The 13,655-nt window shown below is 53.3% G+C and carries 14 protein-coding genes; 7 read left to right on the forward strand and 7 right to left on the reverse strand.

All coding sequences use genetic code 11. The features are described 5' to 3' along the window. Window positions 1-230 precede the first annotated feature (230 nt). Genes glnL through trmL form a run of 3 tightly spaced genes read left to right on the forward strand, consistent with a single transcriptional unit; the run spans window position 231 to window position 3,238 of the window. Window positions 231-1,295: a nitrogen regulation protein NR(II) gene (gene glnL / locus OCU43_RS04665; RefSeq protein WP_091359770.1), complete on the forward strand. Its 1,065-nt coding sequence runs from the start codon at window positions 231-233 to the stop codon at window positions 1,293-1,295. Next, window positions 1,295-2,719 carry a nitrogen regulation protein NR(I) gene (gene glnG / locus OCU43_RS04670; protein ID WP_091360075.1) on the forward strand — a complete coding sequence of 475 codons (1,425 nt, stop codon included), beginning with the start codon at window positions 1,295-1,297 and terminating at the stop codon, window positions 2,717-2,719. Before glnL ends, glnG begins: the two co-directional genes overlap by 1 nt. Window positions 2,720-2,773: 54 nt before the next feature. Further along, window positions 2,774-3,238: a tRNA (uridine(34)/cytosine(34)/5-carboxymethylaminomethyluridine(34)-2'-O)-methyltransferase TrmL gene (gene trmL, locus OCU43_RS04675; RefSeq protein WP_091359767.1), complete on the forward strand. Its 465-nt coding sequence runs from the start codon at window positions 2,774-2,776 to the stop codon at window positions 3,236-3,238. Between the two features lie 119 nt (window positions 3,239-3,357). Here trmL and secB read toward each other — a convergent pair whose 3' ends face one another. From secB to OCU43_RS04690, 3 genes are read right to left on the reverse strand one after another with little or no spacing between them, the layout of a single operon-like run. Then, window positions 3,358-3,840, reverse strand: a complete 483-nt coding sequence (gene secB, locus OCU43_RS04680; RefSeq protein WP_091359764.1) for a protein-export chaperone SecB — start codon at window positions 3,838-3,840, stop codon at window positions 3,358-3,360. A 25-nt stretch (window positions 3,841-3,865) separates the two neighbouring features. After that, window positions 3,866-4,120: a glutaredoxin 3 gene (grxC, locus tag OCU43_RS04685; RefSeq protein WP_091359762.1), complete on the reverse strand. Its 255-nt coding sequence runs from the start codon at window positions 4,118-4,120 to the stop codon at window positions 3,866-3,868. Window positions 4,121-4,122: 2 nt separating this feature from the next. Beyond that, on the reverse strand, window positions 4,123-4,536 hold the full coding sequence (locus OCU43_RS04690) for a rhodanese-like domain-containing protein (protein WP_091359759.1): 414 nt from the start codon (window positions 4,534-4,536) through the stop codon (window positions 4,123-4,125). A gap of 327 nt (window positions 4,537-4,863) precedes the next feature. Between OCU43_RS04690 and gpmI the strand changes: the two genes are divergently transcribed. Genes gpmI through OCU43_RS04710 form a run of 4 tightly spaced genes read left to right on the forward strand, consistent with a single transcriptional unit; the run spans window position 4,864 to window position 9,872 of the window. Next, window positions 4,864-6,414, forward strand: coding sequence for a 2,3-bisphosphoglycerate-independent phosphoglycerate mutase (gpmI, locus tag OCU43_RS04695; RefSeq protein WP_091359756.1), 1,551 nt, complete (start codon window positions 4,864-4,866; stop codon window positions 6,412-6,414). Window positions 6,415-6,449: 35 nt separating this feature from the next. Next, window positions 6,450-7,604, forward strand: coding sequence for a murein hydrolase activator EnvC family protein (locus OCU43_RS04700; protein ID WP_091359753.1), 1,155 nt, complete (start codon window positions 6,450-6,452; stop codon window positions 7,602-7,604). Between the two features lie 52 nt (window positions 7,605-7,656). Further along, window positions 7,657-8,991, forward strand: coding sequence for a S41 family peptidase (locus tag OCU43_RS04705; RefSeq protein ID WP_091359751.1), 1,335 nt, complete (start codon window positions 7,657-7,659; stop codon window positions 8,989-8,991). A gap of 47 nt (window positions 8,992-9,038) precedes the next feature. Beyond that, window positions 9,039-9,872, forward strand: coding sequence for a divergent polysaccharide deacetylase family protein (locus OCU43_RS04710; RefSeq protein WP_091359748.1), 834 nt, complete (start codon window positions 9,039-9,041; stop codon window positions 9,870-9,872). On the opposite strand, the gene OCU43_RS04715 is transcribed toward OCU43_RS04710, so the two are convergent. Genes OCU43_RS04715 through OCU43_RS04730 form a run of 4 tightly spaced genes read right to left on the reverse strand, consistent with a single transcriptional unit; the run spans window position 9,861 to window position 13,600 of the window. Further along, window positions 9,861-10,628, reverse strand: a complete 768-nt coding sequence (locus OCU43_RS04715; RefSeq protein ID WP_091359745.1) for a sulfite exporter TauE/SafE family protein — start codon at window positions 10,626-10,628, stop codon at window positions 9,861-9,863. The two genes, OCU43_RS04710 and OCU43_RS04715, sit on opposite strands and share 12 nt — an antisense overlap. Before the next feature lie 38 nt (window positions 10,629-10,666). Further along, window positions 10,667-11,263, reverse strand: a complete 597-nt coding sequence (slmA, locus tag OCU43_RS04720; protein WP_091359740.1) for a nucleoid occlusion factor SlmA — start codon at window positions 11,261-11,263, stop codon at window positions 10,667-10,669. Continuing rightward, window positions 11,263-12,177 carry an acetylglutamate kinase gene (argB, locus tag OCU43_RS04725; RefSeq protein ID WP_091359736.1) on the reverse strand — a complete coding sequence of 305 codons (915 nt, stop codon included), beginning with the start codon at window positions 12,175-12,177 and terminating at the stop codon, window positions 11,263-11,265. Before argB ends, slmA begins: the two co-directional genes overlap by 1 nt. Further along, window positions 12,161-13,600, reverse strand: a complete 1,440-nt coding sequence (locus OCU43_RS04730) for a phosphomannomutase/phosphoglucomutase (RefSeq protein ID WP_091359733.1) — start codon at window positions 13,598-13,600, stop codon at window positions 12,161-12,163. The genes argB and OCU43_RS04730 overlap by 17 nt, the downstream gene beginning before the upstream one ends. Between the last annotated feature and the right edge of the window lie 55 nt (window positions 13,601-13,655).

Raw genomic sequence — 13,655 nt, forward strand, 5'->3', positions numbered from 1 at the left:
TTTGCGATGATTTAGTCTTCAAATTATGTTGCACTAAAATAGTGCAATGGGTGCTATTCTATAATTGTCGCTGGTAGGTAAAAACGGGTTGCAGAGCCTGTAGATCCTTGATTTGGTGCTCATTTTTAACTGTGCACTGAGTTGGTTTGCTTTTTGCTACCATCTTTATAACAACCGCCTGTGTTGAGTCGAACGCAGTCATGGTCAGTTTCTGAGGCAGAACATCAAAGATGAAAACACCGGATCTGCATAAACACATATTAGATAACCTGTCGACGGCGGCACTGCTGGTCGATGGGCAATTACAGCTGGTGTATATGAACCCATCGGCTGAAATGTTACTGGAAGCGAGTGCCCGGCGTCTGCGTCAACTGCCTTTTCACAGCTGGTTTCTGGTGGACGATGAGAGTGAGGCTCTGAAAGGTGCTCTGGATAGTGGCCATCCATTTACCAAACGGGAAGCTAAACTGACAACCCTGACCGGCCGGGAGATCACGATTGATTACAGTGTTAATCCAATGCCTGAGAGATATGGTCGTCTGGTGTTGATTGAGTTGACCCCGCGGGACCGGTTGATCCGGATCTCCCGTGAAGAGGAGTTGCTGAGCAATCATGAAACCGTGATCTCTCTGGTCAGGGGGTTAGCCCATGAGATCAAAAATCCGCTGGGCGGATTGCGGGGGGCGGCGCAGTTGCTTGAGCGTGAGCTTCCTGATGAGGCACTGCATGATTATACCCGGGTGATTATTGAAGAGGCGGACCGACTGCGAAATCTGGTTGACCGGATGCTGGGGCCGCATAAGATGCCGCGCATGGAGGAGGTTAATATTCACTCCATCCTCGAACATGTCAGCAGTCTGGTGATTGCAGAGGTCGGCGGTCAGATCCATATTCAGCGCGACTATGACCCCAGTCTGCCCGAATTTATGGGGGATCGGGAGCAGTTGATCCAGGCGGTGCTGAATATTGTGCGTAACAGTATGCAGGCGCTACAGGAGTCAGACGTTGAAGAGCCGCGTATTCTGTTGCGTACCCGGGTAGTGCGTAACCTGACCCTGGGTGCTGAGATGCACCGGCTGGTGTGCTGTGTCGAGATCACCGATAACGGTCCGGGAATTCCGGAAGAGCTGTTACAGAAAATTTTCTATCCGATGGTGAGTGGCAGAGCTATCGGAACGGGCCTGGGATTGTCAATTGCTCAATCTGTACTGGCGCAACACCGGGGGCTGATCGAATGCCGTAGTGTTCCTGGTGAGACCTGTTTTCAACTATTAATACCTCTGGAGCAACAATGATGACTAAGGCTGCATCTGTATGGATTGTAGATGATGACCGTTCGATTCGCTGGGTGATGGATAAAGCCCTCTCCAGCGAAGGGGTCAGAGTCACGCTGTTTGAAAGTGGCGAGACGATGTTAACGCAACTTCAGCGGGAGACTCCGGATGTTGTTGTCAGTGATATCCGGATGCCGGGTATCAACGGGCTCGATCTGCTTGAGCGAGTGAATGCCGAGCATCCGGAACTGCCGATTATTATCATGACAGCGCATTCAGATCTGGATAGTGCGGTTGCCTCATACAAGGGCGGTGCATTTGAATATCTGCCTAAGCCTTTTGATATAGATGAGGCAGCGGCGCTGGTGATGCGGGCAGTGGAACATGCCCGGGAGCAGCAACAGCAGCGGGGTGAAGAGCCCGAGGCTCAGACCGAGATTATCGGTGAAGCCCCGGCAATGCAGGAGGTATTTCGCGCGATCGGTCGCCTGTCTCAGTCCAATATTACGGTGTTGATCAACGGTGAATCCGGCACCGGTAAAGAGCTGGTAGCCAATGCGTTGCATCAGCACAGTCCCCGTTCATCAAAGCCATTTATCCCACTCAATATGGCGGCTATTCCCAAGGATCTGATCGAGTCGGAGCTGTTTGGCCATGAGAAAGGTGCTTTTACCGGTGCGGCCTCAGCCCGCCCAGGGCGTTTTGAGCAGGCGGATGGCGGCACGCTGTTTCTTGACGAGATCGGCGATATGCCGGCCGATACCCAGACCCGTTTGCTGCGGGTACTGGCTGAAGGAGAGTTTTACCGGGTAGGGGGACACACCTCAGTGAAGGTGGATGTGCGGATTATCGCGGCAACCCATCAGGATCTTGAAAAACTGGTTCAGGAGGGGCGTTTCCGGGAGGATCTGTTCCACCGTCTGAATGTTATCCGCATCCACATTCCGAAACTGGCAGAACGGCGGGAAGATATTCCCCGCCTGACACGCCACTTCCTGCAAAGCTCGGCGGAAGAACTGAATGTTGAATCGAAGCTGCTGCACCCGGATACCGAGACGTTTCTCAGTACACTGCCCTGGCCGGGTAATGTGCGTCAGTTGGAAAACACCTGTCGCTGGCTGACGGTTATGGCGTCCGGGCGTGAGGTGCTGGTGAGTGATCTGCCGCCGGAGTTGCTGGATCAGACCAGCGATGAGCAGGTAGTGACCTCCAACTGGGAGAAGGCGCTGCGTAACTGGGCCGAGAAGCAGTTGCAGCAGGGGGCGACCGCTATTCTGGATTCTGCCGTACCGGCGTTTGAAAAGATTATGATTGAGGCGGCGCTGAAACAGACGGCGGGGCGACGCCGGGATGCTTCGCTGTTACTCGGTTGGGGGCGAAACACTCTCACCCGCAAGATAAAAGAGCTGGGAATGGATGATGTGCCCGAATCCGTAGAGGATTAATCCTTCCGGAGATTCAGCTATAATCCCTGCCTTGTAGTGAGTCAGGGATTTTTTATGCTTCATGTTGTGCTTTATCAGCCCGAAATACCGCCGAATACCGGAAATATCATTCGTCTGTGCGCCAATACCGGGTTTCATCTGCATCTGATTGAGCCGTTGGGCTTTGACTTCGACGATAAAAAATTGCGTCGTGCCGGTCTCGATTACCATGAGTTTACCCGGGTGAAACGGTATACCGATCTGGAGAGTTGTCTGTTGGAACTGGAACCGGGTAAGGTCTGGGCCCTGACGACAAAGGGTAGTCAGAACTATGCGAAGGTGAGTTTTTCTGCCGGGGATGTGTTGCTGTTCGGGCCGGAAACCCGCGGATTGCCAGCGGAGGTGCTTGAGAGCCTGCCCGCTGAACAGCGTCTCAGGTTGCCGATGAACGCTGATAGCCGCAGTCTGAATCTGTCGAATACCGTAGCAGTCATGGTCTATGAAGCCTGGCGCCAGCTGGACTTTGGCGGCAATAGCTAAAGGGGGGGCTCAGCTTTTCCAGACGCTGTGTCTGGTTGATCGAATGCGATCCTGCTGCGTTAAAACGAAAAAATCCGATTGCATCGCTGCAATCGGATTATTGGCTGTGCATTGATTTATCAGTGCTGTGGCGCTTCTTCAGTTTCAGCCTGAGCTTTCTGTTGCATCTGCTGTGCGTACAGAGCATCAAAGTTAACTGGCGATAGCATAAGTGCAGGGAAGCTGCCTTTGTTGACCATATTATCAATCGCTTCCCGAGCGTATGGGAACAGAATGCTCGGGCAGAATGCACCCAGTGTGTGATGCAGTTCCGCTTCACCCAGCCCGGTCACGGTAAAGATTCCCGCTTGCTGAACCTCAACCAGAAAAGCGGTATCGCTGTCATTCTTAGCGGTAACCGTCAGGGTCAGAACTACTTCAAAAACACCGTTATCCAGCGTGGTTGTGGCTGTATTCATATCCAGATTGATCTCTGGCTGCCACTGCTTGGTGAACACCTTGGGGGAATTCGGCGCTTCAAAAGAGGAATCTTTCAGATAAACACGCTGAATTGCGAACTGAGGAGCCTGCTGTTCCTGGGTGTTGTTGTCATTTTCTGCCATGGTCTTATGTTCCTTTAAAAATGAGTTAACCGGCCAGTAACGGATCAAGTTTTCCCTGCTGTTCCAGGGCAAACAGATCGTCACATCCGCCGACATGAAGTGTGTTGATGAAAATCTGAGGGACCGATGTGCGGCCGCTGAGCTTAATCATCTCCTGGCGAGCGCCCGCGACAGCCTCAACATCTATCTCGTCGAAACTGACACCTTTGTGTTGCAGCAGCATTTTGGCTCTGCGGCAATAGGGGCACCAGCTATTACTGTAAACTGTGATCGTTGGCATAACTATTTAATAACCGGCAGGCTCTGGGCTTTCCACTCAGTCATGCCACCGGACAGGCGCACAACATTTTCAAAGCCCGCATTTTTGAGCTTTTTGCTGGCCGCTCCGGCAGTCTGGCCGATGTTGCAGACAACGATGATCGGCTTCTGCTTATGTTTATCCAGTTCGGTGATACGTTTATCCAGTTCAGATACGGGAATATGTACGGCATCGGTAATGTGGCCGGTGATAAACTCTTTCTTTGGCCGGATATCCAGAATGACGGCATTATCTTTATTGATCAGCCGGGTGGCTTCATGAGTGCCGACGGACTTGCCTGCTTTATTCTGTTCTGTCCACAGTAACATCGCCAGGGTCAGACCCCAGGCCGCTACCAGCATAATATTGTTAGTGATGAATTCGAGCAGTTGTTCCATTCTCTGTATCCGGCCAGTTGCGAAATTGCGGAATTAATCGCGAATCGCGGTGATAGTGATTAACGGTGATCGTTTTTAAAGGCGGTAAGTATACCTTGCCAAAGCGAAACTGGTAACAGTCGGGAGGGGGAAAAGCTGAGGAAAAATGATCAATGTCGGGGATATCCGATCTGACAGCTATTTTCTTGGGATCTCAGCGGCGGTAATCCCGGGATAATTAGCCATTAGTGCGTTTTGTCAGTAAAATAGCACGCCATTGAACCCGTGTTAAAAAGCAGCTTCAACTGACAGCTTCGCATTAAAATAACTCTGAGTGAAAAGACCTCTATGACTGAACAGCGCTCCCCAAAAGCATTAATTATTCTCGATGGCTTCGGTGTGGAACAAACCGAATCCAGTGCCATTGCCGCGGCTAATACGCCAAACTGGGATCGTTTGATGGCCAGTGCGCCTCACAGTCGTATTGCTACCTCAGGTTTAGCCGTTGGCTTACCGGAAGGGCAGATGGGGAACTCCGAGGTCGGGCATATGAATATCGGTGCTGGCCGGGTGGTGTACCAGAATTTTACCCGCATCAGCAAAGCGATTGCAGAGGGGACGCTGTTTACCAATGAGGTGCTGGTGGCGGCAATCGATAAGGCGGTTGCAGCAGGGGGCGCGGTGCATGTTACCGGCTTGCTTTCGCCGGGTGGCGTCCATAGTCATGAAGAGCATCTGTTCGCGTTGCTGGAGATGGCGGTTAAGCGCGGGGCTAAACAGGTCTTCCTGCATGGCATTCTGGATGGACGTGATATGCCACCGCGCAGTGCCGAGGCCTCTATCAAAGCGGCGCAGGCAAAGTTTGATGAGTTAGGTGTCGGTGCTATCGCCACAATCGTTGGCCGCTATTTTGCGATGGACCGGGATAACCGCTGGGACCGGGTTAAACTGGCTTATGATGCGATGACCGCCGGTGTGGCCCCCTGCTATGAAACGTCAGCGCTGGATGCCCTGCACAATGCTTATGAGCGGGATGAGAATGATGAGTTTGTACAGGCAACAACGATTATCGGGGACGATGGTCAGCCGAAGGGTCTGGTACGGGATAACGATACCGTAATCTGTGCTAATTTCCGGCCGGATCGCTCCCGGGAGATTACCCGTGCCTTCGTCGATACCGACTTTGACGGCTTTGTCCGCAGTGTAACGCCAAAGTTGGCTGACTATGTGATGATGACGGAGTATGCGTCCGATATTCAGGCCAGCTGTGCTTATCCGCCGGTTAAACTGTTCAACAGCCTGGGGGATTTTCTGGCGAAACAGGGGCGCACTCAGTTGCGTATTGCAGAAACTGAGAAATATGCCCATGTCACCTTCTTTTTTAATGGCGGTGAGGAGCAACCCTACGAGGGGGAAGAGCGGATTCTGGTGCCATCACCTGATGTTGCGACCTACGACCTCAAGCCAGAGATGAGTGCCCCTGAGGTCACCGATAAGCTGGTTGAAGCGATCGGAAGTGGTCGCTTCGACCTGATTGTGTGTAACTTTGCTAATCCGGATATGGTGGGTCATACCGGTAATTTTGCTGCGGCGGTGAAAGCGGTTGAGGTGATCGATCAGTGCATCGGTCGGGTGCTGGAGGCGATGCAGAAGGTTGCGGGTGAAACCCTGATTACCGCTGACCATGGTAATGTTGAGCTGATGGTTAATCCGAAAACAGGACAGGCGCATACGGCGCATACGATATGGCCGGTGGCGCTGGTATATGATGGTCCGCGCCGTTCACAACTGCACTTAAATGATGGTGCTCTCTGTGATCTGGCACCGACGCTGTTGGCGCTGATGGGGCTGGAACAACCGGAAGAGATGACCGGTCAGTCACTGGCTGAGCTGGGGTAGGGATCGGGGCCGTTCATTGAACGGCCTTTCTGTATATGCCGATAAAATTACGTACCGCTGTTATTGTTTCGCTGGTTTCGACACTGCTGCTTTTGCCAGGGCAGGCGCTTTATGCTGTGCAGGAAAAAGCTACCGAAAAAGAGATCGTCAGTCTGAGAAAATCGATCGCCAAACTGACGCAGACACTGGGAGCATTAGAGGGAGAGCGCTCCTCTGTGCAACAGGCGTTGCGCCGGACCGATAAGAATATTGGGGAACTGGCGCGGGAGATTCTGCGTTTGAATACCCAGCTTAAGGGGGCGGAGCAGCGGTTAGCCAAGTTGGAACAGCAGAAAAAACCTCTGCTGGCGGGGCTGCAAAAGCAGGCTGCCGGTCTTGAGCAGCAGCTGCGACAGCAGTATAAGGCGGGTCATCAGCCCCGCTTGCAGTTGTTACTGAATCAGCGTGATCCGGAACAGGTGTCCCGCATGCTGCACTATTATGACCGGATCAATAAAACCCTGAGTGAACGTCTTGAATCATTTCGTCAGGGGCTGGAGCAACTGGACAGGGCTGAGCAGGAGATCCGTTCAGCGCAACAGGATATTTTTGATCGTCGCGATCTGCTTAAAGCCCGCTCTGATGATCTGGAATCGGTGCGGCAGGAGCGTCGTGTGGTGTTGAGCAAGCTCGAGTCCAGACTTAACGATGGTGGTCAACAACTTAAATCGATGCAGGCTGACCAGCGGCGTCTGGAAAAACTGCTGGCTCAGATTCGTGAGTCGATTGAAAAGATCTCGATTGGTGGTGATGAGCGTTCATTCAAAGAGCTGAAAGGGAAGTTGCCCTGGCCGGCACAGGGGCGAGTGAGTCGCCGCTTTGGTAGTCAACGGGATGGTATCCGCTATGAAGGGATACTGGTTGAACAAAAGGCGGGTCAGCCGGTCAGAGCGATCCATCATGGTCGGGTGGTGTTTTCCGACTGGTTAAGGGGTTATGGATTGCTGACAATTGTGGATCATGGTGGGGGGTATATGAGTCTCTACGGTCACAATGAATCACTATTACGGGAGGTTGGCGAGTGGGTTTCCGCAGGGGATCAACTGGCCACGGTGGGCAATAGTGGCGGTAGTAACCATTCGGGCCTTTATTTTGCTGTCCGCTATAAAGGAAATTCTACAGATCCGTTGAAATGGCTGGCGAGAAGGTAGCCGTAGCGGTTATGCTGTCTTAATATTTAACAGATGTATAAAAGGATTAACCATGACGCTGAAGCAACAGCTATCCTGCCTGACTAAACCTCTGTTGTTGGGCTGTCTGCTGAGTGGGCTGGCAACCCCTCTGTTTGCTGCGACTGCAACACCGGAAGATGAGGCGGCTAAAACCATCCCGCTGGAAGAGATCCGTCTGTTTACCGAAGTGTTTGAACGTATTAAGAATGCCTATGTTGAACCGGTTGATGACGCCAAACTGCTGGAAGATGCAGTGCGGGGGATGCTGGCTGGTCTGGACCCACACTCTGCGTATCTTGAGCCTGAAGCGTTCTCCGATCTGCAAAGCCACACCAGCGGTGAATTTGGCGGGTTGGGGATTGAGATTGGCCTGGAAGATGGCTTTATCCGGGTCATTGCACCGATCGATGATACCCCGGCACAACGGGCTGGCGTGAAAGCTGGCGATCTGATTATTAAGCTGGGAGACCAGCCGGTACAGGGTATGGGGCTTGCCGATGCAGTCAAACTGATGCGTGGTAAACCCGGCTCAGAACTGGTGCTGACGGTGGTGCGTGAAGGCGAAGATAAGCCGCTGGAGATTGTTGTGGTTCGCGACATTATTCGCGTTGCCAGTGTCAAACAACGGATGCTGGATGGCGGTATCGGCTATTTGCGTATTACCCAGTTCCAGGTGAATACCGGTCAGGATCTGCAGTCGGCCATCACAAAGCTTAAAGCGGAAAATGAGCTGAGCGGTGTAGTCCTGGATCTGCGTAACAACCCCGGTGGCGTACTGCGGGCAGCGGTAGATGTGTGCGATGCGTTTCTGGATCAGGGGCTGATTGTCTATACCCAGGGGCGGGTTGCCAATTCCGAGCTGCGCTATAACGCCACGCAGAAGACTCTGATCGATAACAGCGTACCGATTGTTGTGCTGATCAATCAGGGCTCGGCCTCCGCGTCTGAGATCGTTGCGGGTGCACTTCAGGATCAGGGTCGTGCCGTGATTATGGGAGTTGATAGTTTTGGTAAGGGATCGGTGCAGACCATTTTGCCGCTGACCCGGCAGCGGGCACTTAAACTGACCACCGCCCGTTACTATACTCCGCTTGGACGCTCGATTCAGGCTCAGGGGATTGTACCTGATGTTTATGTGGCTGAGGCGGATGTTAATCTTAAAGAGTCAGGGAATTTCATTAAAGAGCGCGACCTCAGTGGTCATCTGGAAAACACCCGGGCAAAAGAGCCCGATTCGAGCGAGCCACTGGTGTCCATCGTTGAAAATGATTTCCAGCTGTATGAGGCACTGAATCTGCTTAAGGGGCTCGCTATCGTCAAATCGGCGGCTTCACGTCAGTCACAAGACGGTACTCAGGCTCAGTGAGCCGCGCTTTTGAGCCTAAAAGGCATACCGTTTATTGCCTTGGGCTGATGTTGCTTTTGCTGTTGTTTCAGCCCGTCAGGGCTGAAACAGGTCCGGCGCGGCTGATTATTATCGTTGATGATCTGGGCAATAGTCTGGAAAAAGGGCTGGCCGCGATTGATCTGCCAGGACCGGTTGCTTATTCTGTTCTGCCCCACACTCCCCACAGCGTTGCACTGGCTGAGAAAGCATATAGCCTGGGGAAAGAGGTCATGTTGCATGCGCCGATGGCAAATACGGCACATCTCAGGTTAGGGCCGGGTGCATTAACCGAGAACCAGAACCAGTTACAGCTGGAACGTATTCTGCGGGATGATATCGCTTCAGTTCCCCATGTTTCGGGTGTGAATAACCATATGGGCAGTCTGTTAACCCAGCAGCGCTCGAAAATGGACTGGGTGATGGGGGTGTTGGCTGAGCAGGGGTTGTTCTTTCTGGATAGCCGCACGACCAGTCAGACAACGGCCTGGAAGTCAGCTTATTCAAAAGGTATCCCCTGGCTGGTGCGCGATGTTTTTCTCGATCATGAGCAGAATACTGCTTTTATTGATAAGCAGTTCCGCTATGGTCTGAAGTTGGCGCAGGAGCAAGGGTTTGCTGTACTGATCTGTCACCCTTATCCGGTCACTATCCGCTATCTTCAGCAGGCATTACCTGAAATTGGTGAGCAGGGTATTCAACTGGTGGCACCCAGTGGGTTTCTGTTTCAGCAGGCAGAGGCGCGTCGGCTGGTGGAAGCGCGGTTAGCTGAGCGCCAGCTGGATCATGAATGTGACCGGCATGAGGGACATTGCCGCGATAGTCTGGCTCAGCAGGGTAGTCGTCACGCCCTAAAACAGTAGTGTCGCATCATAAATCAGCTTAACCCCAACGATGATTGTCAGCGCTTCAAAGACCCGCTTTACCAAGCCGTTCCCCCTGACCAGTGCGATATGAGTGCCGGTATAAGCGCCAATGATTGCGCCGATAATCAGGGCTGGCAGCCATTCCCAATGGGGCGGTTGTTGCAGGGCAACCGTTATTGCGCCTGAACCGTTCCAGAAGAGACCGACCAGGATTAAGACGTACGCTACAGCGGTTTTATAGTCCAGCCCGAACCAGCGAACCAGCCACAGGGTGACAAACAGCCCTGTTCCTGAGGTCAGCGATCCGTTGAGAATTCCGATCAGACAGAGCACCAGTCCACCCAGTAACATACCTGAAAAGTGACGGTTACAGGGCTGGTGGGTCATGCCCAGCTGAGTTTTGAAGATTGAATAGAGCCCCAGTCCGGTGGTGAGTAGTCCAAGACTGAGAATGGTCAGCGATTCCGGCAGTTGCAACACCAGTATACCGCCGGTGATCACGCCCGGCAGGCCAGATGCAAGTATAAACAGGCAGAAGCGTCGGTTGAGGGATTTTTCCCGCAGATGGCGCAGGGTTGCGCCAATTCCCAGTGCTACACTGGCGATCTTATGGGTTGCCAGTGCGGTGCTGAAACTGAGCCCGAGAAATAGCAGTACTGGCAGTTGAAGCAGACCGGCACCGCCGCCAGCCATCGCCGAAAGGGCGTTGGCCAGCAGCGAAATCACCACCAGACTGAGTTGTTCGATGATCACGTTGTCAGAGTGCCTCAGGCTGAATCGAATTCCGGATGTTAGCGGCTGGCGGCAACCGCCAGAATACTCCACTGATCGGTCCAGTTGATCGTTGGCCGGGCTTTGAATTCACTACGGACAAACTGACGGATGCGCCCCTCTGCGCAGGCCAGCATCAGGTTGGCAGTCGCCCCGCTGGGCAGCTGGGTACGCAGCCCCTCGGTCTGTTCGGCGGTGCGCAGAATCTGCTTCAACTGGGTTTCCATACGCTCAAAGAACTGATTGATACGCTGTCTCAGCCGGTCGGTTTCACCGGACAGGGCGTCGCCGGTAAGAATCCGTGCCATCCCCGGGTTCTTCTCCACAAATGCCAGCAGCAGAGTAAGAATCTGCTCGCACTGTTTCATCCCGTTGGCATCAGAACCGGTGATGATGTTAATGCGGCTGAACATGGTGTCTTCAATGAACGCGATAAGCCCTTCAAACATCCGGGCTTTGCTGGGAAAGTGGCGGTAAAGCGCAGCTTCTGAAACACCTACATGCCGGGCAAGAGCGGCGGTAGTGATGCGTGCGCCGGGATCGCTTTCCAGCATCATCGCCAGAGATTGAAGAATCTGTTCACGCCGTGACGGCTTTTCGGTTAGTTCGGCATCCATTACTCTTGAACCTTCCGGTGCTGGTTGGTGATCAGGGTACCCACACCTTCATCGGTGAAGAGTTCCAGTATGCAGGAGTGTTCAACCCGGCCATCGATAATATGGGCGCTGTTCACGCCGCATTTAACGGCGCTCAGGGCGCAGTCGATCTTGGGCAGCATGCCACCGTAGATGGTGCCATCCTCTATCAGTGCATCAACCTGTGTGGTGGTCAGGCCGGTCAGAACGTTGCCCTCTTTATCCAGCAGGCCGCTGATGTTGGTCAGCAGGATCAGTTTTTCCGCCTGCATCACTTCAGCCACTTTACCGGCAACCAGGTCGGCATTGATATTGTAGGATTCGCCATCGCTGCCAACGCCGATAGGAGCGATGACCGGAATGAAGTCTGAATTGCTCAGCATATCAAGGACTTTGATATTGACGTGATCGACCTCTCCAACATGACCAATGTCGATAATTTCTGGTGCTGACATCTCCGGAGACTGATGTTTTACCTTCAGTTTTCGGGCGCCCAGCAGCATGCCGTCTTTGCCGGTCAGGCCGATCGCTTTGCCGCCATTGCGATTGATCAGGCCGACAATATCTTTGTTAACCATGCCGCCCAGCACCATCTCAACCACGTCCATAGTTTTTGAGTCGGTTACCCGCATGCCGTTAACAAAGTGAGATTCAATGGCCAGCTGATCCAGCAGCTCACCAATTTGCGGGCCACCCCCATGAACAACGATCGGGTTAATACCGATCAGTTTCATCATCACGATATCGCGGGCAAAGCTGTCCTTCAGTCTGTCATCGATCATCGCGTTACCGCCGTACTTGATGACAACGGTTTTACCTGCAAACTGCTGGATATAGGGGAGTGCTTCGCTTAGCACGTTGGCGGTATTCATCGCATCTTTACGTGACAGTGGCATGAGTATCGTCTCTATCTGTAGGGTTTGTGTAGTTTGTAACCGCTAACTCAGGGATTTGCAAGTCAGGAATTACCTGTTTCAGTTTCTGCTCCAGCAACTGACTGATCCGCTGCAGCGCAACTACGGTGAGTGCTTCAATTCTGAGCGTCAGCATCGGGGTTGTATTGGATGGTCTGATGCCAAACCAGCCATCGCTGTATTCTACCCGCAAACCGTCTGTATTACAGACCCGGGCCGGGGAAAAGTCCTGCTGTGTTAACTGTTCAATGATGCGGAACTTGTCCTCGTCGCTGACCGCGATATTGATCATCGGGGTGGAGGGCAGCGTGGCGAACTGGCTGAACAGCTCAGCGGCGGATTTGTCCGAGTCACTTAGCAACTGTAGTAGTCTGACTGCGGCATAGAGGCCATCGTCAAAGCCATACCACTGATCAGCAAAAAACAGATGGCCGCTGAACTCGCCGCCGAACAGGGCGTTGGTTTGCCGCATCCGGTTTTTGATCATGGAGTGGCCGCAACGCCACATATCGCCTTTACCCCCCTGTTGTTCAATCAGCAGGGGAAGGTTTAGCGAGCATTTAACGTCGTAGACGATCTCAGCGCCGGGGTGTTGTTGTAACAGGTCCTGCGCGAACAGGCAGATCAACTGATCCGGGGTAATGCTAACTCCGTTGTCACTGATTACTGCCAGGCGGTCGCCATCACCGTCCAGTGCCAGCCCGATATCTGCCTTTGTTTCAATGACTTCAGTGATCAGGTCTGCCAGATTTTCAGCTTTTTCCGGGTCCGGGTGGTGATTGGGAAAAGTCCCATCCACATCGCAGTACAGCGCGGTCACTTCACAGCCCAGACGCTGCAAAAGCCTGACGATCCAGGGACCGGGGACGCCGTTGCCGCAATCGACCACCACCTTCAGGGGGCGGCGCAACCGCCGTTCCAGTAATACCCGCTTAAGGTAGGCCTCGCTGATATCCTGAGAGAGCAGGGCGCCCGAGCCATGGGTAAACCGGGAGGACTGGATGCGCTGATGGAGGTCGGTGATCTCGTCGCCGGACAGGGTATGCCCCGCCAGCATAATCTTAAAGCCGTTATAGTCAGCCGGATTATGGCTGCCGGTGACCATCACGCCTGAGCCGGTGTTCAGTGCGTGGGTGCCGTAATATAAAACCGGGGTTGGCACCATCCCCAGATCAACTACATCGATACCACTTAGCCGCAATCCGCTGATCAGTGCCTGGCTCAGTTCCGGGCTGGAAAGGCGACCGTCATGGCCAACACAGAGACGCTGTTGCTGCCGTTCACGCGCGTCGCTGCCAATGGCCCGCCCGATCTGGCAGGCGCTGTCCGGGTTCAGGCTATGCGGATAGATTCCGCGGATATCGTAGGCGCGAAAGATCGCTGGATTGAGGTCTTGCCGGTTCAACGGTTCAATTTCCTAAAAGCTATTTTTCCTGGAAGCTACATTTCCTGGAAACTAT

Origin of the sequence: Amphritea atlantica (assembly GCF_024347255.1) — a bacterium.
In the GTDB taxonomy this organism is placed as follows: domain Bacteria; phylum Pseudomonadota; class Gammaproteobacteria; order Pseudomonadales; family Balneatricaceae; genus Amphritea; species Amphritea atlantica.